Below are 24,473 nucleotides of genomic sequence, written 5' to 3'. Positions count from 1 at the left end.
ATTTTCATTATTTATTTAATTATATTTTTTAAAATTTTATTCTAAAAATTTTACCCTATAATTACTTTTTTATTTCACTTCTATATGATTAGATTTAAAAATATCTACCTTACTAATATAATAACTAAACTTGAAATACTTATTAAAAAATTTTCTAGCTACATTGGTTATTCAACATATGAAATCTAAAATTTTTCAAATTTTCAAAATATATTCTACATATCTAATATGTAATTGTAATAAAAAATGCTATAATTAACATATTATTAATTCGTTTTATTATTGTAGTATGGCTATGAAATTATGAAAAATATTTGTCTAATTAAAAATATGATTTATCCATATTTGTTTATTGTAGATACAGACTATACAAAAATAAATAGCACTTATTTCAGTATAAAAACATATATAGTCTATATTTAAACTAAAAAAGTATAAATAGTCTATATAAAACAACTTAAACTATGAATATAATCTAAAGTGGAGGGATAATAATTGGCAAATATAGGAAAAATAATAGGAGATAGAATAAAAGTCTATAGAACAAAATTGGGATATAGTCAAGAATTTCTAGCAGAAAAAGCAGGTTTACATCCAACATATATTGGTCAGATTGAAAGAGCTGAGACAAATACATCTATCAATATTATAATGAAAATCGCTACTGCTTTAGATATACCACTTGAAGTGTTATTTGCAAATATTATTACAACAGAAGGCGTTGATAACTCTGTACCTTTAGAATGTTATGAAATGATTAATAAATTAACTGAAAAAGAACAAATTGCAATGTTAGAGTTAATAAAGTGCATCATTAAATACAAAGAAATATAAGCGAGGGAAATAGTGACAATAATGAATTATATAGGTAAAAGACTTAAAGAAGAACGTAAAAAAGCAAATTTAACTTCAAAGGAATTTGCAAATATGGTTGGAGTATCGCCTTGGTATATAACTCAAATCGAAAGTGGTAAAAAGAATCCAAGTCTTAAAACATTCATAAAATTTGTAAGTGTATTAAATATATCTGCAGATGTTCTTATAAAAGATATTACTTCCAACGGAAAGATATATTTAGAAAATGATATAAATGAAGAGTTAAAAGACTTAAATTCAAGAGAGCTAAATCTGATATCACAGATTATAGATATCATAAAAAAGAATAAAATATAATTCTTTATATTTTATATAAAAAAAAGGTTATTTGAAATAAATAACCTTTTTTTGTCTTTTTGTGTTAACATTATCTTATAGTGCTAATTAGTACTATTAGACCATGTTCTATGGCCTTATTTTAATATAAAACGATTGGAGATAGGCTATGATTGTGATTGAAGGTAGCGATAAATTTAAGATTGCAAAAAAATATATTGATGTAGAGTATATTCTTTTTAGAAAGATAACTTGTAAATACGAAAAGTTAAGATTTAAAGACAAGATTGGATTAGAAAAAATCAAAATGTTTAAATATAAGAATAATCATATACTCAATAAATTAAATCTTGCTTTAAAAAATGAGTTTTGCTATTATAAGAAACAAATAATTAGAGAAACTGTAGATACACTAAGATTGTCAGAAATTTTTTCAAGTGACAATATAGAAGATATTAAATTTATAAAAGATGATAAAGAAAAATTGGAACTTAATATAGAAAAATTTGTAAAATTTAAACATCGAAAAAATAGAACTTATGTCTATTGTTATTGCCCTGATATGTACAGAGATATAGAACTTGATAAAAATTCTATCAATAAGATATATAATAGAAAGATAAAAATTGAAAGAGAAGTTAATATTTTTGAAGATGAAGATGTTGTAATAAATAAAAAGGTATTTAAATTTCCAAAATCCTGGACAAAGAATATGCAAAAATATTGGTTAAAAGAAAATAAATACCCTATACATTCTAGTGTAATTGATGATGATAGATATAAATGTTGTAATGTTCAATATGTAAAAAATAGAGTAATTATCTTGTATTACATATATAATTTTTAGTATAAGTAATCATAAAAAATATAATCATTATAGATATTTAACTGATTATAAATAGCAAAAAATATTAGTGTATCATTTATAATTTAAAATTTTGCAGGTTTTTAATGGCATATTTCAAATATGCCATGATTAATTTATAAAAATCTTAAAATATCTACTTTTAATTGACTATCTTTAAAACAATCTATATTGATTGATATTTTAACTGAAAAATAAGAAATAATCATTAACAATGTTATATTTTACATAATATCAAACCAGTTAATACTTAATGTTACTACTTTATATAGTATCTAATCAAGTAATACTATCGTGTAATAAGTTAAGTACTGAACTTAACTCTTTAACTGATACTTGACCTGGTGCAGAAATCTTTTTAACTGCTCCAAAAGTCAAAGCAGAACCAAATATTTCTCCACACAATCGACTTATAACTCCTATTCCTGACATAGACATAGTTATTATTGGTCTATCTGCATATATTTGAACCATCTCATTTGTAGCTGTGAGTAATACTAACACATCTTTTTTACTTTGAGGCATAACAGCTATCTTAGGTAAATCTGCTCCTAATTCTTGCATCCTACATAAACGAGATATAATTTCTTCTTTTGGGGGCGTTTTATCGAAATCATGATTAGAGATGACTACCTTCACTTCTTTTTTATGAGCAAAATCAACTATTTCATCTACAACTTTATCTCCTGTAAATAATTCTACATCTATTAAATCTATTAATCCTGTATTAGAAGCTTCTTTATTTAGGGTAATATAATAATCTTTTGATATTAATTTTTCTCCACCTTCTACTTTGCTTCTAAATGTAAATAATAAAGGTATATCTGGTATATATCTTCTTAATTCATAAAGCACCTCTTTAACCTTTTGAACATCTTCTACATCTTCAAAAAAGTCAACACGCCATTCTACAATATCCAAGCAAACTTCTTTTAGCCCTTCAACTTCTTCTAGAATTTCGGCTTTACTTTTTCCCATAATTGGCACACAAATTTTAGGTATACCCTCTCCTATAATAATATTTTTTATTTGTACTATTTTTTTCATGCTTCCCTCCACATATACAAACCTCTATATTCTCTTTACTTCATAATATCATTATACTGTAAAAATATTGTATATTGTAATAATACTATCTCTAAAATAATATTTATTCTTAAAGCAATAAACGTTATATTATATATATTCAAAAAATTTAATAAAGTAAGCGATTGCACTCTACAATTAAGGAGAACAATCGCTTACATATCAATTAAATCATAATTGTCATTACAAGTACATTAGAAAAATGATTTTTCAATAATAAATTCTCATCTACAATAAATTATAAAATAATTATCATATTTTAGTTTAATAATTTTTCAAATTCATGAATTGGTAATGGTCTTGAGAAAATATATCCTTGAATCATATCACAATCTGTTTTTTTCAAGAACTCTAACTGCTCATTTGTTTCAATACCTTCTGCAACTGTTTTTATGTTAATCTGTTTAGCCATATCAATAATAGATTTAATAATTTCTTCACTTCTCTCTGTATTATTGGTATTATCCAAGAAAAGTTTGTCTAATTTAATTACATCAAAAGATAAATTTTTTAATGCATTTAATGAAGAATATCCACTACCAAAATCATCAATTGAACAAATAAAACCATTACTTTGTAATTCCACAATAGCTTCTTGTACTTTCTTCATGTCTTCCAATAAAATATTTTCAGTAATTTCTAATTCTAGTAAATAATCAGGTATTCGATATTTGTTTTTAATGTTTAAATATCTTTCTAAAAAATCTGCTTGATAAAAATGTAAACGTGAAACATTAATTGATACAGAAACAACAGGTAATTGTTTTTTTATACGACCTGCAAGATGTTCACAAACACTTTCAAACACATACTCATCTAACTTTAATATAAATCCATTCTTTTCAAATATAGGAATAAAATCGCCTGGCATTACCATGTTACCACTCTTATCTATCCACCTAACAAGAGCTTCAGCTCCTAATATATGGCTACCTTGAACGTTGTATTTAGGTTGTAGATACAATGTAAATTCTTTATTTTCTAAAGCTTTTTCCATTTTTGATTCAATAGCTGCTTCTTCCATTATACGTTCTCTCATTGTATAATTATAGAAACAATAATAATCCTTACGATTCATATTAACCTCTGTTAAGGCAAGATGACTACCATCAATTAATCTATCGATATTTTTTATTTCTATCATATCTTCTAAGCAACAAATTCCAAACTTCATAACTCTCTCTTTTTCAATTCCATCACTTTTAAGATCAAGATAGAATTTTTGATATATCTTTGCACATAAATCAACTAAGTCCTGTTTTTCTTTATAGTCACACATCAATAAGAATTTGTCAGCAGTCATATGGCAAGTGATTCCTTGGTATGGAATAGAATCACTTAATATACCTGCTAAATTTTTTAAAATTTTATCTCCATACTTATATCCATTTAAATCATTAATAATCTTAAATCCTGCAATATCTATATAGATGACTGCCCAATTTTTACTATTATCTTTAATTTTTTTATTACCTTCTTCTTTGAATTTCTGATAGTTATATAAATTAGTTAAGGTATCATAATATGCTAAATACATAATTTCGTTTTTATGCTTTCTATTATCATGTCTATAAATAAATACTATACACCCTATAGCTCCTATAATAATTAAAGATAGTATGATAGTAAATATAATGATATGATTAGCTTGTGTCATAATGACATCATTTTGAATAATGGAGACAATATACCAACCATCTATATCACCCACTGGTACATAACAAAATACGTTTGCATCATCATGATAATTAAATAAAGCATATCCTTTTTGATGATTCAGCAATGCATCCTCAAATGATTTAACAGTTTTTTTATCATTCCCCTCTAGGTCTATAATATCAAAGAGATTCTGCATTGTTCTATTTGCATTTTTATGATTAGCTCTTATTAAAACATTTCCTGTATCATCAACAATATAAGAGAATCCTAAGTCATTATAAAATGATAAAGAAAACTGCTCAGCAATATAATCAGCACGCGTCTCTTTAATAATCAACTCATCTCCTGATTTAACGTAAACTGCCACCATCTTTACTCCTGTATTACGATTAAAATAAGGTTTTATAATGCCTTTATCAGATTGAAATGCTTTGAGTTTCTCAACTTCTTCATCCGGCAATTGTTCTTTATCACTATTGTTAATGAAAGTTTTTTCTTTCAAATTCACATAGACATAATTTATACCCTCTAATTCTAACTTCTGAAGAATTGATATTTTCACTTCCTCATCTTCAAAAGACACGCCTTTCAATATACTTGTAAGGTTTTCAACATCTTTTTCTACGTAAAGTTTAAAAGATTTCTGTTCTGCTGTAGTAGATTCTAGAATATCATAAACAGATTTTTCCCATAATGAACCACGCACAAAATTAACATAAGTCAGCATAGTCATTCCAACTATTCCTATAGCAAGAATACTACATATAATTATTATTGGCTTATTTTTCATGATAATCTCTCCCGACTATTTAGAGTCCTTTATAATTTTTAATGCAGATTCAATGTCCTCACCTTTCATCAGTTTTTGTACTCCTTCACGAGTTAATGACCAAATTGGATATTGAATACGTGAATCTGTACCTAAAATAGCATCTTTATCATTAATATATAGACTGAGTGGTTTAATTGTTTTATCATCAGCAATTCTTAACTCTTTTAATGGGCTAAAAGAAGATTGACTATTTACAAATTTCCACATGATATTATCCTGTGTAATATATTCAATAAACTTTTTTGCTTCTTCTACATGTTTTCCCTTAGCATTAACACACAACCTTGTATCTATATTCGTGACAAGCATAGACCCCTCTTTTAAGATTGGATATGGATGAACTTCAAAGTTTAAATTTGGTGCATCATTTTGAACTCGTACCGAAGCCCAGGCCCCTGTCAACATAAAAGGATTTTCTCCTTTTTCAAATTGAATTAAGTCATCTTTCGTTTTTTCTGTTTTCGATGTTTTTGTTGCATCAATAAACTTATTTTTAATTATTTTCTCTACAAATTCGTATCCAGTTTTCATATAATCGGATAAAACTTCAGGGTTCTTATTAATATGTTTAATAAGTTCATGACTATTATCTGCTTGATAGAGTGGGTATAAAGACTTTCCTATAGCTATTGTTTTCAAAGAAATGTCATTGTTAGCTATAATTGGTGTTATTCCTTTGTCAACAAAATATTGACATACTTCCATAAATTCTTTTTCATTTTGAGGTACTTTTTGATGATGTTTATTTAAGATATCCATATTACAATAAAGTCCAAAAGCAGATATTGTAGAAGGAACATAATAAATCTTTCCATTGTCTTCCTTCATTTGCTCTAAAGATTTTTTACTAAAATTATTAATAGTAGACAACTTCGATAAATCTTCAAAGTATCCTTTATCTTTTAACTTTTGCAAATGCTCTTCATCCATCATAAAAATATCATCATGATTATTTGAATTTAATCTTTTTTCTAAAACATTATAATACTCTACTCCTTTAACACTCTCATAATTAATTTTAACATTTGGATGTTTTGCCATATAATCCTGCAAAATCTCCTCAATCGCTACAACATTAATTGCTTCATTTTTAAATCCAAAAATTCTTAAATCAATAATGTCATCATCATTATTGTCAATCACTATATTAGTTGCTTTATTATTTTGACAGCCAACACACATTATTAACAGAGAAAGAATAATTACACTCTTAACTATAGTATTTAATTTCATTTCATCACATCCCCATAATTATAACAATCCCAAAATATTCTGTTTTTATTTTATCATTTGCTTATTTAGAAATCAACTTTTTTAACTCCTAAAGTGAACAATATAATTAATTTGAAAGTGATAAAATGAAATCAAATTCTACTTACATATTTCCTATCTTTTTTGAAGACTAGGTACTATGTATCAACCATATAACAGATGCTTGGGACAATAAAGGAAATATTACAATTTGAAATGATGTATGGATAGGCTAGATAACATTGCAAAATAAAAATAGAGTAACTTTATGAAGTCACTCTATTTTTATTTTGCAATATTTTATTTATATGTTTATATACTGATAAGATTAAAATTTACAATCTTCTATATTCTTCTCTTTTTAGTTTTAGACTACTTAAATAATAATCAATTTCGTCAATTAGACGTTGTTTATCATTGGGTAATGTCCCCTTTAAATTTACATAATTTGAGGCATGATTGCTTCTAAATACAACTTTTTCATTAGCATCTATATTTTTTATCATCTCTTTAATCTCTTGCAACACAGCTTTATCTTCCAATACGGTAAACTTTCTTTCTTTAAGTAAATCGTAAAGTTCAGTATTAGGTTCTACCATTAAACTAAGTACACCCACATAATCTGGTGAAATTGCTCCTAGCATTTTTCCTGTATCAATTGCATGCTGATGTGTTTTTTTAGTTCCTCCAAGACCTGCTATTACAGTGGCTGATAATTTAATACCACTTTTTTTAACTTTCCTACCAACTTTTATTAATTGTTCACTATTAAATTCTTTTTTAATATCTTCTAATACTTCATTACTTCCACTTTCAAGCCCTAGATAAATCATCTTAACACCAAGTTTTCTTAACTCTTTAAGCTCATCATCAGATTTTTTCTCTATAGATTTAGGAGAACCATACATAGTAATTCTTTCACACTCTGGAAAAATTTCTTTTATATATAAAATGATGTCTCTTAATTTCTCCATCGGTATTATAAGTGCATCTCCATCTGCTAAGAATATTCTTTCTACATGTTTATAATGTCTTCTAAATATATCAATTTCATTTTTTATTACTTCTAGTGGTTTTATTTTAAATTTTTTAGATTTGTACATACTACAAAATGTACATTTGTTGTGAGAACATCCAAGTGTGACTTGTATTATAAGACTATAAGCCTCACTTGGTGGTCTATAAAGTGGCATATCATATTCCATATTAAAATCCCCCTTGTAATCAAATCTTCATTCTATTATATTATTAACACTTACTTAAAATAATACCTCATAAAATTATATTCTTTAAATTTTAGTTTAAGATATGTTCTTTAAAAATTTAATAATACTATTGACAGTAATGTTAAGTTGTTTTTCTTGACTTATAATAGCATCATTATCTCCCTTTTGTTTTCCATAATCTCCAAATTGCGCATGATTTCCTCCTTCAATCTCAACATAAGTTGTATCATTAGGAAGTTTTTGTTTTGATTCCACAAGACTTTTAAAATTTACTACACCATCTTTACTCCCCCAGATAGATATAACTTTTTTTCCTAACTGTTTCAGCTCATCCCCCATTGGATAAGAAGCTAAAAATACAACTCCATCAATTAATTTATTATCACGTGCAAAATTTGATGCTGCAACTCCTCCTAATGAATGCCCTCCTATTACCCAATGTTCTATATTGTTGTAAGAATCCATAACTTTCTGCGCTTTATTAGTTCCAAGTATAGCTAAATTAAGTGGCATCTTTACGATTACAACCTCATATCCACTTTCTGCTATTTTTCTGGCAAGTGGTGCATAAGATTCTATTTCTACCTTAGCACCCGGATAGAAAATTAAGCCTTTAGAAACTTTTCTTCCTTTTGGTGTAAATGAAATATTTTCATTTACAGTTACTTCAATCTTACTATCACTGACTAGAGCTTCTTTTGCTAACTTTTGGGGTTCATATGTTTTGTTTATCCATATGAAAAAACCAAGCAAAATCAATACAAATAGTATACCTATTCCCTTAAATATCTTATTCTTTATGTTAAATTCTCTATTATTATTTTTATCATCTTTGTTTTCAACCTCATCATAAAGTAAAGGTCTCTCAAGTTCCATAGTTATACTAAATGTATCATATTTCTTATCACGCTTTACCTTTACATCTTTACTCATAAATCTAACCCCCATAATATTTGAATACTATTATAGTTTATCCTAAGTAAATTGTTTTTTCAACCAATGAAAAAAATCAATATTTTAACTATTTTCATATAAAATTCATAAATCTATGTTTTTTGTTTTTTATATATTATTTTCTTTTAATATTTTATAAAATAAATAGCCATATACTTTATTTTAAATATATGGCTATTCTATAGTTTAATATCTAGGTAGCTTCTTCTATTGAAACTCTAGCTATATTACTTATTCTATACATTTCTTTGACACCATTTAAAGTTTGTAGTAAGTTTAGACATATTATCTTATCACCTAGACTTTTAGTATTTACAATACTCTCTAAAATTACTATTCTTCCCTCATCATACTTATCTGCATTGTAATTTGAAATATAATTAGTATCTCTCAATATTTTTTCAACATCTTCATCTTTTATTTTATTTTTCTTAACATTTATATATAGATTATACATATTACTTATTAGTAATTTCTGATTTTCTAAGAAATCTTCTTGATGTTTATCTTTATATATGGCATTTATCAGCATAAGTCTATCTTCAATAAGTGATGGTACCAATAATAAATTCTTTATATAGTAAACATCAGCTATATTTTCTATAGAATTATTAACTTCATCAATTATATTTTTAACTATTCCTTTATACATGTCTATAACATGTTGATAACCTGTTTTAGCATCATATGGTAATATAAACTTATTTACTATTAATGCAATAATTGCTCCCAATGCCACGTATGAAATCCTGTTTATTGTTAAAACATTTGGGTCTCCCATAACTACTGCTGAACCAAGAGCTGAAACAGTTACGCATACTATTAACTTCCTATAGTCAACTACATAAGAGTTTATATATCCTGCTAAAAGAACTATTAACGACCTTAATGTACTATCTTTTATTATTGAAAATAATACAATAAATATTATAGCTCCTATAAATGTACCTTCTATTCTTTTTCTAGACCTTTGTATACAATTTTCTGCATAAGGTTGTGTCAATGAAAACACAGTTAACATTATCCACCTTCCATCTCTTAAATGGAAATAATCCATAATAAAACCAGCTATAGCTGTAGCTAAAGCAATCTTTACTGCATAAGTAAATCTTATAGAATTTAAATTAAGGTTTTTCTTATATATTGATAGTCTTTTAAATTCACGAGGTACCTTTGATTTTCTTTCAGCTCTTTTTTCATCTCTTGATTTTACTTTTTTATAATCTACTAAAAACTCATATAAATTTTCCAACACACTATAAATTTCTTTTAAATTTATATTTTTAGTATCTTGAGCAATAACATAGTCTCTAAATCCCAATATCTCTTTATCAGTTATTGTATCTTTATTTTCTAAACACATCTTAATATAGTTTACTTCTTTGTTTGCTACAGCTAGAACATCTGATTTACTATTTATGTTACTTTCTTCTAATATATTTTTTATATCTTCATCCTCAAATTCCTTACTATCCTTTTTATATCTTTCCAGGATTAAATTTATTCTTTCTAATGAAAATAAAATATTTATTATATCTATGCCTTTAATACTGATATAAAAGTCATCTTTTCTATTATCAAAAATAACCATTTTTAAATTTTTCGATATAGAATTTATTCTATAATTACAGCTATCTATTTTTCGCATATTAGATTTACTTATAGAATTATCATCATTGATAATGTTTTTTAAAAGACTAATTTTTTCTAATAATTCATCACATATAGATATTAGCTCTTTATCTCCAACCTTTCTCATTCTATTTCTATTCATAACAAACTGAGCAATCATTATTACAACTGCTCCAATAGCTAAAGCTGATAATCTCATAGGAAGTTCACTTATTCCTACAGGTATACTTACCATAAATATATACATTAGACCAAAAGGTACATATACTGCTCTTTTTAATTCATAACTAAATACATATCCTATTATAAATAATGCTATAAAATTTAATAAAACTCCTAAATACATATTTTGTACTGCAAAAAATGATAGTACTCCCAAAATTATATTTATTGCTAAATACTTTAGTAAATTTTTAATTGGAGAAATAGTTAAATCTCTTTCTAATAGTGTTAACATAGCCGTTACTATACCTACACCTATAAGTGTGTTTTTACTTCCAAATAGGTATATAAATATAGAAATAAATGCTATTATAAAAATAAACAATTTTGTTTTTGATATTACTAGTTTTTTTGTCATCATATCCCCCCTAAAAATTTCAACAAGACCAATTTTATCATATTTATTGTCTTATTCAAAATGACCTTTTTTACGGTAGGACTTTAACTTTTATTCATACTTTCCGTTATATAGTTCCTATTTTAACATATTTTATTATATATATTAGTTATATAACTTCGTATGCTCCCATATATTTTTTCTTTCAAATATTTTTTCAAAAAATAAAAATAACTCTCTCAACAATACTAAAACTGTATTTATTAAGAGAGTTATATAATTTATACAATGAATTTAGTTAAGTTTTTCTTTGCCTAATATATAAGTTCCAAGTCCCATAAATAAAGCTCCTCCAACAATATTTCCAAATGTCACAGCTACTAAATTATAAATAGCTCCTCCAATAGTAAATATCAAAAGTATACCTATACCTACATAAAGTCCTGCAAACGCAGAAGATACTAAATATTTTACTTTACTCGTGTTTAATAAATTTATTTTATTTATAGCTGCATTAGTTAATTTATCCAAAGTCTCTTTATGCATAAGTCCCTCTTCCTTCTATTAAATTTTTAATTTGTTTAAATATATGTCTTACTCAATTTATAGATATTTAACTCCACTCCAGTATATGTTTTCATGCATTTTAGTTGTTTCTGGAAGTTCAACACCCTCAAGTGCCCATTTTTTAAATTCCATAAATCCTGTTCTATCGATTATATATCCTATATGTTCTTTTCCTCCTGGTGCATCTTTATCTATATACTTTTCTACATATTTGTAAGTATTAAGTATTATCTTTATTATGCTATTCTCATCTACCCATAAAAGAAAATCTTCTGCTAGTCTAGGATTTTTCTTTCCTGTTCTACCCATTATAGCTAATCTATAGTATTTTTTCTCATCTCTAGTCCATGCATTTGTTGGGCAATTTAGTACACACTCTCCACAGCCTATACACTTATCTCCATCTCTTACCACTTTATTATTTTCTGTTTTTAATGCTCCAACAGATATTTTAGAACACTTTTTTACACATGCCCCACAATTTACACATCTATCTTTTTCATATATTGGTAAAGCCATTCCAATAATTCCAAAGTCATTCATTCTAGCTTTTATGCAATCATTTGGACATCCAGTTAAAGCTACTTTAAAATGTAAATCATTTGGAAATATAGCTTTTTCTATTCTTTTAGCAAATTCAGTTGTATTATATTGAGCTTTTGGACAGACTTTATTTCCTATACACGCTGCTATATTTCTTGTACCTGCTGCTGGATAACCTGCATTTTTCTCACTTTGATTTATATTCATTTTTTCAATAACAGGTTGTATAATTTTATTTATTTCTTCTATATTTTCCATGTCTATTCCTAATATTTCAAAGCCCTGTCTTGTGGTTATGTGTATCTGGCCATTACCATATTCACTTGCAATTTTGGAAACTATAGTTAAACTCTCAGGGTCAATAAGCCCACCAGGCACTCTAACTCTTAAAGAAGTCTCATATTTTGTTTTTGTAATCCTGTAAGCATTTTTCATTACTTTTTTGGTATTTAAATCTCTTATCACAAACTTCGCCCCCTAATCAATAAGATTTTTAGCATATGAATAATCAAATACTGGTCCATCTAAACATATATAAGTATCATCCATCTTACAGTGTCCACATTTACCTATTCCGCAACACATCTTTCTTTCATAAGAAACCCAAATATTCTTTTCATCTAAATCTCTTTTTAAAAATTCTCCTACTGTAAATTTCATCATCATTGGAGGTCCAACTACAACTATAGAAGTATTATTTATATCTTTTATGTCCAATTCTGGTATGTATTTTGTTACTAATCCTACATTTCCACTATATCCTTCATCTGCTCCGTCTACAGTAACTAAAATATCAAGTTTTTCACTCCATCTCTTTAAATCATCTGCAAATAAAACATCTTTTGGTGATTTAAATCCGACTATTAGCTTAAACTTTTCGCATTTTTCTTCATTATTGTAAAAATATTCAACTATTCCTCTTACAGGAGCCAATGCACTTCCTCCTGCTACTACTACAATTTCTCTTCCTTCGTAAAGAGATACATCAAATCCATTTCCATAAGGACCTCTTATAAAAAAAGAATCTCCTTCTTTATAATTAAACAACTCACTAGTTACTTTTCCTACATTTCTTATTGTAAAGTCAATATAATCTTCTCCATATCCTGATACTGATATTGGGCTTTCACCATATTTAGGTATAGATATCTCATAGAACTTTCCAGGTAATACCCCTTTTGTATCGCAGTTCACTCTAAAAGTCCATTCTTTATCAGTATGTTTAACTATATCTAGTATTTTTGCACTTACTGGTATATATGAGTTCATTTATATTTCCTCCTTACTAGTTACTAAATCATTTATTTTTTCTATACACTTTGAAAATGATATGTATTGTGGACAGGCATCATCACATCTCCCACAACCAACACACATATGATATCCGAATCTTTTTTTAAAATCATGTATTTTATGCATAGTTTTAAACCTCATTCTTTCACCTTGGTTTTTTCTAAAAGAATTCCCACCTGCTATATCTGTATATCCATCTACTTGACAAGAAGCCCAAACTCTTCTTCTCTCACCTACATTTTCATTTTCCTTATAGAAAATATCCTGCATTGTAAAACATGAACATGTTGGACATACAAAATTACATCTACCACATCCGATACATCTTGTATCATATTCATCCCATATTGAATTTCCTATCATCTCATTTGAATCAATATTTTCTGGTACATCTACAGATATTAAATTATCAGTTACATAATTAACATTAAATTCAGTTACTTCCCCATTAAATACTTCAAATTCACTATCTTTTATATCTAAATATAAAGTCTCTCCTTCTATATTTAGTCCAATTGAATAATTATCAGTTTTATTAGAAGCCATACTCACGCAAAAACAGTTTCTAAAACTTTCCCTACATCCTACAAGTGCAAATTTTACTTTATCCCTAATATTTTTATAAAAATAATCTTTTTCTTCGCCATTATTTAAATATATTTCATCAAGTCTTTTTATCCCATTTATGTCACAAGCTCTTAAGAAAATTAAAATTTTCTTGTTGTCTAAATCGCTTTCCTTAAACTCTTTTTCAGTAAAATAAAATAATACTTGATTTATTGGGAGTACAACTTCTTTTGGTGAAAAATTTGCTTTCTTGGCAAACTCCATTTCTTCGAAAACGCTTACCTCCTTGTATCTTATAATATCAGTATCTGAAAAAGTACCTTTAAATGGTATTAAAACTGGTGCGAATATCTTGTAGTCTTTTTTTAGATAATTCAGACCTTCATTGAATTTAGATGAATCTAACTTTAATTTCATTTTTATCACCTTTCTTATATTTTAGTTTTACTTACTTGTTATCTTGTTTAAATCTTAACACTTTATTTTCTATACTTCTGTGATAATTATCACAGTTTCAAAAATAATAAAAAAATATTAATAGAGTTTAATAAATTCTATTAATATTTTTTATTATTTATATTGTTCTATTGTAAATCTAATCACTTAAATACAATCATTAAATACAATAAACCCATCATTTACTTAATTTTTTGAATAAATAATAAAGAACCTTATTTGCTTTTTTATATGATTTAATAAAGTTAAGACAAAGATTAGTAAATTAAATAATAAAAAAGAATCTATAAATAGATTCTCTTAATAATATTTTTATTTAATTAAAATTCTAATAATACCCTTACTTAAGCATAATTAATTATTTTTAAAGTATCTTGATAACTCAATTTCTTTAACATAAAAACCTTTATTGTCAATCTTTATAAGTTCTTCTTTTTGCAATACTTTTATCATTCTGGAAACAGTCTCTCTTTTACAACCAAGCATATCAGCTAAATATGTAACTGTAATATTTACATTTAGTAAAGTCCATTCTCCACAACAAATCCCAAATTCTTTACTTAATCTATATAATTTTGCTGCAAGTTTTTTATCTACTTTTATAGATATAGAATTTTTTAACTGCCTATATAGACGCCTTATTCTTCTTTCCATATAAGAAATAATATCTTTTGTAAGTTGAAAATCACTTTGCATAATTTCTAAGAATTCTTCAATACTGTAATAAGCTACAATTGAGTTTTCAAATGCCTCACATCCAACAGTAGAATTTTTAGAAGAGTCAAAGGTAATATCATTTATGATTTCACCAGTATTTAAAATGAAAATTACCTTTCTCTCACCATTTTCACTTATCTTAAAAATAGATACCTTTCCTTCTAAAAGTATATAAACACTGTCTAAGCTATCTTTTTCATAAAATAAAATTTCTTTTTTTTGTAATCTTTTTAGTTTAGCTTTTTCCTTAAGTTGATTCTTCGTTTTAGTACATAAATTATTAAAAATCATTAATTTATCAATATTATAATCTTTTAATTTAGACATATAATATCTCTCCATTCCTAAATTTTTAAGAAAGCTCTATAAAACATTACAAATTTCTTATTTTATTCATTTTTAAACAATTTTATAGCATTTGTAGTCTTAATTTTTCTTTCAATAGCTTCATTAGAAAGTTCTTTTACTACCTGTGTATATACTAAATCAATAATGAAAAATTGTGCTAATTTAGAAGATACTGAACCAGTCTCTAGTACAGTTTCTCCTGATACATAAGATAAGTGTACATCTGAAATATCCTTTAACTCAGAATTTTTATTTTCAGTAATCGATATAATTTTAGCATTATTAGCTCTTGCAAGTTTTACAGTTTTTATAATTTCCGCAGTTTCACCAGAATGTGAAATTGCCACTATTAAATCTCCCTCTTCCATTATGGAAGACATCATTATCATCGTATGACTACTATCAAAACTTACACAATTAAGTCCTATTCTCATAAATTTATAGTTTGAATCCTGTGCTATTATACCAGAATATCCAATACCTATAAAGTAAACTTTCTTTGCATTTATTATAAGTCTTGCACAATCATGAACATCAGCACTATTAATTATCTCTACAGTATTCTCTAAAGTGGTTATATTTGAGCTTAAAAGTTTCTTTGCTGTATCCAAAGCTGGCTCATCATTTTGTATGTTTTTGTTTATAATGTTCTTTTTATTGATGGTTGATATCTCTTGCGCTAAAGTAACTTTAAAATCCTGCAATCCATTAAAATTCATTTTTTTTACAAATCTAGTTATAGTTGCTTCACCAATATTGCTCTCTTTAGCTATTTGTGATATTGGCTTATAAAATACATCTTCTATATTTTCTTTTATATAAGCTATCAATAATTTATCTGATTTTGTGACTTTAAAAGTTGGTGATTCCAATTGTTCTAAAATACTCATTAAAAACCCTTCTATTCTTTATATTTTGTTCAAAAAATTATATAATGCTCCAAGCATTCCTGCATCATTTTGTCTCTTTGCAAATTCTACATTAGTATTTTTGTAAACTCTGTCTATAAGAACCTCCTTTAATGCTTTGTCTATTTTTGGTTTGAGGAACTTTTCTTGTGCCATAATTCCACCACCTAAAATTACTACTTCTGGATTTATTACATAACATATATTTGCAATTCCAACTGCTAATGATTTTATCATATTATCGAGTTCTTTTAAACAATCTTCGTCATTATTCTTTGCCAAATCAAAAATTATTTTTCCATTTAAATCATTTTCATTCAAAGTCTTTATTTTTGCTACTTTTTTAATTAAACTACTAGTAGACGCTAATTCTTGAAAAGAACTTCCATTTATATTCATATACCCTACTTCGCCAGCACTATTACTAAACCCATTTATCAGTTTATTATTTATTATAACACATCCACCAATTCCAGTACCTATTGTTAAACATATAGAAGATGTTGCACTTTTACCTGCTCCAAGCCACATTTCACCAAGTCCAGCACAATTAACATCATTTTCAACTTCACATTTTATATTAAACTCTTTTTCCACCTCTTTTTTTAACTCCATACCCTTATAGTTTGGAATTAACTCTTCTAATGCAAATATTATCTTACCTTCAACTGGGTCAACCATACCTGCAGTTGATATACATATACCACTTATTTCATTTTCTTTTATATATTTTTTTACTATCTGTTTTATTTTAGATAATATTCCTTCTCCACCTTTTTCTTTTGCTTCAGTATCTAGACTTGATTTATCAATTATTAATCCATCTTCTCTAATAAATCCATATTTTATTGAAGTACCTCCAACATCTATACAAACGTAATTTTTCATAATATATCTCCATACAAATTATTTTTATAAATTGATAACACCACTTAAATTCTTATATTACACAAATTTTTTATTTATCTTTTCCAATTCACATATATATTTTCTAGCTTCTGATAAATCTATTGTATCATTTAATAGTTTTTTTTCCTTAGTTGTATGATATTTATAAATATTTTTACATAAGTCTTTTCCTAATATATTAAGACCTTCTTGAGTATAATGAACATCATCAATAGTTAACCCTTTATCATGAAATTGCATAGCAATTTTGCTTCCTACACACAATACATCACATTCATTACAAGCAGACTCCTGTGCTGCTGCAATTCGTCTTGTTCTAATAAAATATTCATCTTCTCCAAGCCAATAACCAGTTAGACTTACAAACATTTTGTCAATCATACACTCTTCTTTAAGTCTATACGCAATTTTTTTTAGACTTTCTTTATAGTACAAGGCATCACTGCCATATTTTGCATCACTTTCACCTTGAATCCAAATGACATATTTATTTTCTATATTATAATGTTTACTTAAGGTACTACATCCTGCATTAAATTTTTCTATAGTATCATTTAGAAACCAGTTATTATCATGATTCCAATTTTTTATTCTTGAACCATCTTTTGCATTGTGAATAAAACAAACTTTATTACCAGTAAGCTTATTCCATTCATTTGAAAATGCAGGTGCTATAGTACCATCACCTTCTGAAGTCTCTAGCTCACATCTCATATTTATAATTTCATCAGTACTCAAATATTCAAAACAATTTTCATTTGGAATGATGCTCTCTTTTGGATTTCCCAATCCTCTAGCATTACTTTGTCCTATTAATAAGAATACATCTATATTTTCCATAAGTTAACTCCTTTACAAAATTTTAAGCTTTTAACTATTTTCAATTTATCTTATAAAAAACTAGGGCTGAAAATAGTAATCTAACTAAAATTTACGAAATCTCACTAATCGCTGAAAGTTAAATCACTATTTTCAGCCCTAGTGGTTATATGAATTCTCATTATCTAACCAAAACCTTAAAAATAGCTTTTTTAATATTTTCTTTTTCTAAAACTTTTATCGCTGTCATATGAGCATCTTCTGGATAACAAACTAAAAAATCACCTTTTCTAAGTTCAACATATCCATTGTTTTTACCATCAAGAGGTAAAAAATCTCCCTCTTCTTCATATATTTTTTGTTCTAAATTTTCTATAAAATTTATGTCTATTCGTTCACACCCGTCAAGCATCAAATGAACATCTATATACTTCTTATGAGCTTCCCAGAATCTTTCTTCTTTTTCACAAGTTTTATACTCTACAATATTTACAAAAATATCATCACTATCTATTGTATAAGTACCTTTTTCATAATCTATCAATGAATTCTCTTTAGCATATTTAAAACATCTAAGTAAATCTTCATGTAATGTTGAATATGTCTTACTATGATTTATATTTCCAAATATCATAAACACTATCTCCCTATATAATTATAAAGTCTATTTTTTTACTTTTATATATAAAGTCTATTATACAGTCTTATAGAGTAACTAAATTATTTATATAATCACTCTATAAGACAATTTATCATTTAAATCTTATATTATTTTTCATAATAAACAGTAGTCTCAGCTTTTGGTAAAGATTCTTTTGCTTTAGCCTTAGCTTCTATTGCACTAAATATTGTACCTACCACTACAGAAGTAGTTATTGTTATTAAAGAATACGCCCAAGAAGTTACTTCTGGCATACGGTATTTTAGGTAAACAACTAAAATTGCTGAGACTATGAATCCAACATATGCTCCCAACTTAGTTGCTTTTTTACAAAATGCACCAAGCACAAATATTCCTGCTAAAACACCTAAAACTAGACCCATAAAACTATTGAACCATTCATATGCCGATTTTATTTCTCCGTTTGCTAGGACTATTGCAACAACTATAGAAAGTATACCTACACCTAATGATATATATTGTGCTATCTTAGTTTGTTTTTCCATACTTATATCTTTTGTTATGATAGTTTGTATATCTAAAGTCCAACTTGTAGCAACTGAGTTAAGCCCTGTCGACAAAGTTGATTGAGAAGCTGCATATATCGCTGCAAGTAATATTCCTGTTATACCTACTGGTAATTCGTAAGCTATATATGATGCAAATACTTGGTCTTGTTGAACTGTTTGAGCTAAATCTGGGTTTTGAGTATAATATATAAATAAACAAGTTCCTATTAGGTAAAATACTGTTGCAAGCCCCATTGATAAAACACCATTTCCATATGTCATTTTGTTAAGTTGCTTTATGTCAGTTGTCGTAGTAAACCTTTGAACTATATCTTGGCTTGATACATATGATGAAAAAGTATTAAGGCCAGCCCCAATAAATATTATAAAGGCACTTGTAGATAGTATATTTTTATCAAACATAACTTCATTAGTAGCTAAGAACTTGTGTCCAGTTGTAAGGGTATCCATTACCGTTCCAAAACCACCATTTATACTTGCTATTAAATAGAATAATGTACCTGTAACACCTACTATTAGTACCATACCTTGTATAAAGTCGGTCCACAAAACAGCTTTTAATCCACCTGTATATGAATAAATTATTGCTATTACACCCATAACTACTATCAATACATTTACAGGTATTCCTGTAAGGCCAGCTAGAACCACTGATGGAAGATACATTATGATAGACATACGTCCTATTTGATATATTATAAACATTAAAGCTCCAAGTACTCTAAGACCTTTACTTTCATATCTCATTTCTAAATACTCATAAGCTGTATCTATTTCTAACCTACTATACAGAGGTAAGAAAAATTTTATTGTTAAAGGTATAGCTATAAACATACCTAACTGTGCAAACCATAAAATCCAAGTTCCACCATAAGAATTACCTGCTAATGATAAAAACGATATTGGACTTAATAATGTGGCAAATATTGATACTGATGTAACCCACCATGGAATAGTTCCATCACCTTTAAAGAACTCTTTTCCCTTCATTTCTTTTTTTGAAAATAACAATCCTGCAAATAAAACTGCCAATAAGTAAACTACCAGTATTGCAAAATCTATCCAAGTAAATCCTACCATTTGACTAATCCTCCCATACTAAAAGCACTTTATTAAAAATACTTTCTGTATATTTCTTTTGCTCTTGATTTCATTTCATCAGTTGCTTCTTTCATAGGTTGTCTACAGTATCCAGCTTCGACACCTTGTTCTTCAAGTAGTAATTTAATTGTTTGATATAAACCATTTCCTAATATATCTGTTATTAAATCATTAGTCACATGTTGTACTTCAAGTGCTTCTGATATTTTTTCATTTTTAGTTAATTCAAATATTTGTCTAGCTCTGATACCGTTTACATTAAATGTAGAACCAATTGCTCCGTCTACACCTAAAACTGTAGCTGGTAGCATCATTTCATCAAATCCTGCAAATATTAATTTATTTGGGAATGTTTTTCTCATTCTTTCTAATAAATAGAAATCTGCTGCTGTAAACTTAACACCTATTATTTTTTCATTTTCAAATAATTCACCAAACTGGTCTAAACTCATGTCAACACCAGTTAAAAATGGTATAGAGTATATTATTAATCTATTATCTACAGAATTTATTATTGTGTTGTAATAGTGTTTTATTTCTTCAAAATCAAATTTATAGTAAAAAGGTGTAACAGCACTTATAGCATCATATCCTAAATCAGTTGTAAATTTAGCAAGTTCTACTGCTTCTTTTAAATTAACTGAACCGACTTGAGCTATTAATTTTATTTCTTCTTTCACTTCATCCTTAGCTATTTCAAAGATTCTTTTCTTCTCATCAGTTGAAAGCATGAAGTTTTCTCCTGTACTACCTCCTACATAAAGACCATCTACTTTACAAATATCTATATTATGTCTAATTATTTGTCTTAACCCTTTTTCATTTATATTTCCTTCCTTATCAAATGAAACTAATAATGCTGAATAAATTCCCTTCATATCTGTTGTTCTCATATCTTTACCTCCAATTTTAATTTTCAAGTATAGTTAAATATAATAAATTTTTAATTTACAAATTAAATTTTAATTACTTTCAATTGCTTTAACAAATTTTTCTGTTATTAATTGTGGTCTTGTTATTGCTGAACCTACAACTGATGAATGAACTCCCAGTTCAAAAACCTTTTTTAAATCTTGAGGAGTGTTTACCTTTCCTTCTGCTATTACAGGTATTTCTAAATCTTTAACTAGTCTTTCCATTAATACAAAGTCTGGACCTTCTAATGTTTTCGTATATGGAGTATACCCAGATAGTGTAGTTGAAACGCAATCTACACCGTATTCTTGTGCTTTAATAGCTTCATCATAATTTGAAATATCCGCCATTACTAGAACACCATTTTCTTTTATATACTTTATAATTTCTTTTAAATCTTCATTATTTGGTCTAACTCTATTAGTAGCATCTAAAGCTATCATTTCACATCCTGTTGTCAAAAGCTCATCAACTTCTTTTTTAGTTGGTGTTATATATATATCTGAATCTTCATAATTTATCTTTATAATACCTATAACAGGAAGTCCGGTAACTTTTTTTATCTCAATAATATCTTCAACTCCTTGAGCTCTAATTCCAACAGCTCCACCTTCCATAGCAGCCTTAGCCATTCTACCCATTATAAAAGGGCTATGAAGAGGTTCATTTTCTAAAGCTTGGCATGATACTATTAATCTTCCCTTTACCTTATCTAGCATTTTTTCAATTACCTCATTTCTGAAATTTATTTTCTTGATTCATGTATTAATAATAACATGAAAACTTTTTCTTTGCAATATTTTTTCATATTTTTTTCTTGTTTCTTTTTTTTACCATTTTATTCCAGATATAAGCTCATTTTTTATATATAAAAGAAATTTTATTTCATTTTTTCGGTATTTATTTTCATTTCGTATAGATGCTTTTATAAATACTATATATCAATAATTTCAATTAAAAAACCCATGTACACAATACATAGGTTTTTCAACATTATTCTAAATCCATTATAATTTTTCTGCCACAACATGGACAAAATTCAGACTCTGAATCTATTTCGCTTTCACAATATCCACAAACTATAAAATCATCATATTCGTTATCTAACTCAAACTTTTTACCACATTCAGCACAATATTTATCATTTATACCTCCAACATAACCACATTCACAAATTACATTACTCTCTGCAGTTTCCATTTCATTAATTTCCATATTTTTTTCATAGATTATCTTATCAAGTTCTAATAATTCATCACATAACTTATCAAAACTCTCATCATCAATAGAATCTTCTCTAACTTTTTGATACGTTAATATTCCCATTTCCAAGAATATCTTAGCTTTCTTTTCTTGAATATCATCAATCTCTCTATTTAACTTGGATTTCTCTTTATATAATTCAACTTTAAATTTTCCATTACCAAAGCTTTTCTTAACTTTAGAAAATTTATCATCTACTGTATTATTATTATTTTCCATAGAAATTCCCTCCAATCATATTTAATCAGCTGAGTTCAGCTTATATCCTAATAAAGATATCACAAAACTATATACAAATGAAATTATAATAGTTTGAAATACTTTAAATTGCATTATTAAAGTTGTTCCATAACTGGTTGTATTAAAAAAATTAATATTACTATCAAGTATAAAGGTGCTAAACAAAGCCAACATCCCCATTAAAAATGCATAATACACACTAAACACTATTACAGGCTTGACATTATCTGTACTATACTTAAATCTTAATTTATATCCATTTAATAATAGTATTAACACAGACAAAGCTCCCATTGCATAAAACATTAATTTAGTATCTCCAAATAAAGATGATGAACCTAAACTAAATATTGATACTGTTGAATTTATTATAGTCACTGAAATTCCATTTGCAAAAGCCCACATATAACTGGCTATTTGTGGTAGTATAGTAAATAAATTCGCTCCATTTGAGTAACTACTCATATCTAATTCATTTAAGTAACTACTATCAGATATAGTCAGTACAAATAGTATTGCTAATACTAAAACATATCCTAATATAAATATTTTTATAGAATTTGAAAAGAGAGACATGTACATATTTTCCTTTTCATAACTTTTTTTATAAGTAGTTATGTATGTACATATAAAGCCTAATACAAATCCATTTAAAAGAACACTAAAAAATTCATAACTATATTCTAATGCATATCCATATTCTAACATACTATGTGAACTAGTTTTTATATTAGTAAAAATAGATAAAATAGCTAAAACTAATCCATAAAGAATTCCAACTCCAAGAGAATTTGCTAATACAGTTTTTGAATCTATGCATCTTTTTCTCATAAAAACTAAGTTTGATATTATTAATCCTAGAATAGGAATTATAAGTAATATCAATAACCCTATATTAGCATTTATAAACCCAGAGCCCATCATGGTAGACATAGATACACTAATTTGACCTAAGTTAAGGGCTAGGATTATATGTGCTGGATTTATCAAATAACTGATATCATTAAATTGAATAGTTATAATAGCTTTAAATATCAGTGCAATAATAAATAATATAAATATAGTTGTAAATGTTGTTAAAAATATTCCTCTTGTATTTGCGTGATATGAAAGCTCTTTTATTTTAGATTTCAAGTCTAGTTTTGTTTCAAGTGGTCTTAATGATGCTATTTCATAAAGCTCATTTCCACAAAATTTACAGTAATTATCCTTTGTATTATTTTCTTTATTGCAACTAGAACAAATTTTTTCTTCTTTATTTTTAAGAGTTAAGTGACTATTTTTTATTCTTCTAGTTGGTTCACCTGTCGTTTTGGAATAATTATTATGTGAATAATTCATATTATTCATTTTTTTTTCACTCATTTTTGCCCTCCAAGTTTTACTATTGTAAATTATCAAATATAACTATATCATATAA

At 26.6% G+C, this 24,473-nt stretch carries 23 protein-coding genes; 3 read left to right on the top strand and 20 right to left on the bottom strand.

Annotated features, from left to right (window positions below; genetic code table 11):
- The first annotated feature begins 495 nt into the window (after positions 1 to 495).
- The 3 genes from IR152_RS01360 to IR152_RS01350 all read left to right on the top strand — a co-directional run bounded on the left by IR152_RS01360 (position 496) and on the right by IR152_RS01350 (position 1,999).
- Positions 496 to 834 (top strand): helix-turn-helix domain-containing protein, encoded by a 339-nt coding sequence (locus IR152_RS01360; protein ID WP_227450047.1) that lies wholly within the window; start codon positions 496 to 498, stop codon positions 832 to 834.
- 21 nt (positions 835 to 855) lie between these two features.
- The gene (locus tag IR152_RS01355; protein ID WP_227450046.1) at positions 856 to 1,173 is read left to right on the top strand and encodes a helix-turn-helix domain-containing protein; all 318 of its coding nucleotides are present in this window, start codon (positions 856 to 858) and stop codon (positions 1,171 to 1,173) included.
- Between the two features lie 148 nt (positions 1,174 to 1,321).
- Complete coding sequence (locus tag IR152_RS01350; RefSeq protein ID WP_227450045.1) at positions 1,322 to 1,999, top strand: hypothetical protein; 678 nt, start codon at positions 1,322 to 1,324, stop codon at positions 1,997 to 1,999.
- Between the two features lie 297 nt (positions 2,000 to 2,296).
- On the opposite strand, the gene aroD is transcribed toward IR152_RS01350, so the two are convergent.
- From aroD to IR152_RS01250, 20 genes are all read right to left on the bottom strand, one after another.
- Positions 2,297 to 3,064 carry a type I 3-dehydroquinate dehydratase gene (gene aroD, locus IR152_RS01345; RefSeq protein WP_227450044.1) on the bottom strand — a complete coding sequence of 256 codons (768 nt, stop codon included), beginning with the start codon at positions 3,062 to 3,064 and terminating at the stop codon, positions 2,297 to 2,299.
- Positions 3,065 to 3,362: 298 nt separating this feature from the next.
- On the bottom strand, positions 3,363 to 5,552 hold the full coding sequence (locus IR152_RS01340; protein ID WP_227450043.1) for an EAL domain-containing protein: 2,190 nt from the start codon (positions 5,550 to 5,552) through the stop codon (positions 3,363 to 3,365).
- 15 nt (positions 5,553 to 5,567) lie between these two features.
- Positions 5,568 to 6,827, bottom strand: a complete 1,260-nt coding sequence (locus tag IR152_RS01335; RefSeq protein ID WP_227450042.1) for an ABC transporter substrate-binding protein — start codon at positions 6,825 to 6,827, stop codon at positions 5,568 to 5,570.
- 353 nt (positions 6,828 to 7,180) lie between these two features.
- Positions 7,181 to 8,050: a radical SAM protein gene (locus IR152_RS01330; RefSeq protein WP_227450041.1), complete on the bottom strand. Its 870-nt coding sequence runs from the start codon at positions 8,048 to 8,050 to the stop codon at positions 7,181 to 7,183.
- A 96-nt stretch (positions 8,051 to 8,146) separates the two neighbouring features.
- A complete protein-coding gene (locus tag IR152_RS01325; protein WP_227450040.1) occupies positions 8,147 to 9,004 on the bottom strand; it encodes an alpha/beta hydrolase in 858 nt (285 codons plus the stop codon).
- Positions 9,005 to 9,218: 214 nt separating this feature from the next.
- Positions 9,219 to 11,237: an FUSC family protein gene (locus IR152_RS01320; RefSeq protein WP_227450039.1), complete on the bottom strand. Its 2,019-nt coding sequence runs from the start codon at positions 11,235 to 11,237 to the stop codon at positions 9,219 to 9,221.
- A gap of 273 nt (positions 11,238 to 11,510) precedes the next feature.
- Positions 11,511 to 11,762: a hypothetical protein gene (locus IR152_RS01315; RefSeq protein WP_227450038.1), complete on the bottom strand. Its 252-nt coding sequence runs from the start codon at positions 11,760 to 11,762 to the stop codon at positions 11,511 to 11,513.
- A 57-nt stretch (positions 11,763 to 11,819) separates the two neighbouring features.
- A complete protein-coding gene (gene asrC / locus IR152_RS01310) occupies positions 11,820 to 12,791 on the bottom strand; it encodes a sulfite reductase subunit C (RefSeq protein WP_227450037.1) in 972 nt (323 codons plus the stop codon).
- A gap of 12 nt (positions 12,792 to 12,803) precedes the next feature.
- Positions 12,804 to 13,595, bottom strand: coding sequence for an anaerobic sulfite reductase subunit AsrB (gene asrB, locus IR152_RS01305; RefSeq protein WP_227450036.1), 792 nt, complete (start codon positions 13,593 to 13,595; stop codon positions 12,804 to 12,806).
- Positions 13,596 to 14,603: an anaerobic sulfite reductase subunit AsrA gene (gene asrA, locus IR152_RS01300; protein ID WP_227450035.1), complete on the bottom strand. Its 1,008-nt coding sequence runs from the start codon at positions 14,601 to 14,603 to the stop codon at positions 13,596 to 13,598.
- Between the two features lie 393 nt (positions 14,604 to 14,996).
- Positions 14,997 to 15,686 carry a Crp/Fnr family transcriptional regulator gene (locus IR152_RS01295; RefSeq protein WP_227450034.1) on the bottom strand — a complete coding sequence of 230 codons (690 nt, stop codon included), beginning with the start codon at positions 15,684 to 15,686 and terminating at the stop codon, positions 14,997 to 14,999.
- A 62-nt stretch (positions 15,687 to 15,748) separates the two neighbouring features.
- Positions 15,749 to 16,597 carry a MurR/RpiR family transcriptional regulator gene (locus IR152_RS01290; protein WP_227450033.1) on the bottom strand — a complete coding sequence of 283 codons (849 nt, stop codon included), beginning with the start codon at positions 16,595 to 16,597 and terminating at the stop codon, positions 15,749 to 15,751.
- Between the two features lie 18 nt (positions 16,598 to 16,615).
- Positions 16,616 to 17,503: an ROK family protein gene (locus tag IR152_RS01285; RefSeq protein ID WP_227450032.1), complete on the bottom strand. Its 888-nt coding sequence runs from the start codon at positions 17,501 to 17,503 to the stop codon at positions 16,616 to 16,618.
- Between the two features lie 57 nt (positions 17,504 to 17,560).
- Entirely contained in the window at positions 17,561 to 18,364 is an 804-nt protein-coding gene (locus IR152_RS01280) for a sialate O-acetylesterase (RefSeq protein WP_227450031.1), read from the bottom strand.
- A 160-nt stretch (positions 18,365 to 18,524) separates the two neighbouring features.
- Positions 18,525 to 18,977: a YhcH/YjgK/YiaL family protein gene (locus tag IR152_RS01275; RefSeq protein WP_227450030.1), complete on the bottom strand. Its 453-nt coding sequence runs from the start codon at positions 18,975 to 18,977 to the stop codon at positions 18,525 to 18,527.
- Between the two features lie 134 nt (positions 18,978 to 19,111).
- Positions 19,112 to 20,614 (bottom strand): sodium:solute symporter, encoded by a 1,503-nt coding sequence (locus IR152_RS01270; protein WP_227450029.1) that lies wholly within the window; start codon positions 20,612 to 20,614, stop codon positions 19,112 to 19,114.
- Between the two features lie 32 nt (positions 20,615 to 20,646).
- On the bottom strand, positions 20,647 to 21,528 hold the full coding sequence (locus IR152_RS01265) for an N-acetylneuraminate lyase (RefSeq protein WP_395970672.1): 882 nt from the start codon (positions 21,526 to 21,528) through the stop codon (positions 20,647 to 20,649).
- A 69-nt stretch (positions 21,529 to 21,597) separates the two neighbouring features.
- Positions 21,598 to 22,269: an N-acetylmannosamine-6-phosphate 2-epimerase gene (locus IR152_RS01260; protein ID WP_227450028.1), complete on the bottom strand. Its 672-nt coding sequence runs from the start codon at positions 22,267 to 22,269 to the stop codon at positions 21,598 to 21,600.
- Positions 22,270 to 22,543: 274 nt separating this feature from the next.
- Positions 22,544 to 23,032 (bottom strand): zinc ribbon domain-containing protein, encoded by a 489-nt coding sequence (locus tag IR152_RS01255; RefSeq protein WP_227450027.1) that lies wholly within the window; start codon positions 23,030 to 23,032, stop codon positions 22,544 to 22,546.
- Positions 23,033 to 23,053: 21 nt separating this feature from the next.
- Positions 23,054 to 24,418 (bottom strand): hypothetical protein, encoded by a 1,365-nt coding sequence (locus tag IR152_RS01250; protein WP_227450026.1) that lies wholly within the window; start codon positions 24,416 to 24,418, stop codon positions 23,054 to 23,056.
- Between the last annotated feature and the right edge of the window lie 55 nt (positions 24,419 to 24,473).

Source organism: Clostridioides sp. ES-S-0108-01, from assembly GCF_020662285.1.
Taxonomy (GTDB): domain Bacteria; phylum Bacillota; class Clostridia; order Peptostreptococcales; family Peptostreptococcaceae; genus Clostridioides.
Note: the sequence above shows the minus strand (reverse complement) of the source record. Positions and strands in the feature narration are given on the sequence as shown.

Excerpts from the sequence above, each read along its gene's own strand:
- IR152_RS01355 (WP_227450046.1), top strand. The coding sequence starts at position 856 with ATGAATTATATAGGTAAAAGACTTAAAGAAGAACGTAAAAAAGCAAAT.
- IR152_RS01350 (WP_227450045.1), top strand. The coding sequence starts at position 1,322 with ATGATTGTGATTGAAGGTAGCGATAAATTTAAGATTGCAAAAAAATAT.
- aroD (WP_227450044.1), bottom strand. The coding sequence starts at position 3,064 with ATGAAAAAAATAGTACAAATAAAAAATATTATTATAGGAGAGGGTATA.
- IR152_RS01340 (WP_227450043.1), bottom strand. The coding sequence starts at position 5,552 with ATGAAAAATAAGCCAATAATAATTATATGTAGTATTCTTGCTATAGGA.
- IR152_RS01335 (WP_227450042.1), bottom strand. The coding sequence starts at position 6,827 with ATGAAATTAAATACTATAGTTAAGAGTGTAATTATTCTTTCTCTGTTA.
- IR152_RS01330 (WP_227450041.1), bottom strand. The coding sequence starts at position 8,050 with ATGGAATATGATATGCCACTTTATAGACCACCAAGTGAGGCTTATAGT.
- IR152_RS01325 (WP_227450040.1), bottom strand. The coding sequence starts at position 9,004 with ATGAGTAAAGATGTAAAGGTAAAGCGTGATAAGAAATATGATACATTT.
- IR152_RS01320 (WP_227450039.1), bottom strand. The coding sequence starts at position 11,237 with ATGACAAAAAAACTAGTAATATCAAAAACAAAATTGTTTATTTTTATA.
- IR152_RS01315 (WP_227450038.1), bottom strand. The coding sequence starts at position 11,762 with ATGCATAAAGAGACTTTGGATAAATTAACTAATGCAGCTATAAATAAA.
- asrB (WP_227450036.1), bottom strand. The coding sequence starts at position 13,595 with ATGAACTCATATATACCAGTAAGTGCAAAAATACTAGATATAGTTAAA.
- asrA (WP_227450035.1), bottom strand. The coding sequence starts at position 14,603 with ATGAAATTAAAGTTAGATTCATCTAAATTCAATGAAGGTCTGAATTAT.
- IR152_RS01295 (WP_227450034.1), bottom strand. The coding sequence starts at position 15,686 with ATGTCTAAATTAAAAGATTATAATATTGATAAATTAATGATTTTTAAT.
- IR152_RS01290 (WP_227450033.1), bottom strand. The coding sequence starts at position 16,597 with ATGAGTATTTTAGAACAATTGGAATCACCAACTTTTAAAGTCACAAAA.
- IR152_RS01285 (WP_227450032.1), bottom strand. The coding sequence starts at position 17,503 with ATGAAAAATTACGTTTGTATAGATGTTGGAGGTACTTCAATAAAATAT.
- IR152_RS01280 (WP_227450031.1), bottom strand. The coding sequence starts at position 18,364 with ATGGAAAATATAGATGTATTCTTATTAATAGGACAAAGTAATGCTAGA.
- IR152_RS01275 (WP_227450030.1), bottom strand. The coding sequence starts at position 18,977 with ATGATATTTGGAAATATAAATCATAGTAAGACATATTCAACATTACAT.
- IR152_RS01270 (WP_227450029.1), bottom strand. The coding sequence starts at position 20,614 with ATGGTAGGATTTACTTGGATAGATTTTGCAATACTGGTAGTTTACTTA.
- IR152_RS01265 (WP_395970672.1), bottom strand. The coding sequence starts at position 21,528 with ATGAGAACAACAGATATGAAGGGAATTTATTCAGCATTATTAGTTTCA.
- IR152_RS01260 (WP_227450028.1), bottom strand. The coding sequence starts at position 22,269 with ATGCTAGATAAGGTAAAGGGAAGATTAATAGTATCATGCCAAGCTTTA.
- IR152_RS01255 (WP_227450027.1), bottom strand. The coding sequence starts at position 23,032 with ATGGAAAATAATAATAATACAGTAGATGATAAATTTTCTAAAGTTAAG.
- IR152_RS01250 (WP_227450026.1), bottom strand. The coding sequence starts at position 24,418 with ATGAGTGAAAAAAAAATGAATAATATGAATTATTCACATAATAATTAT.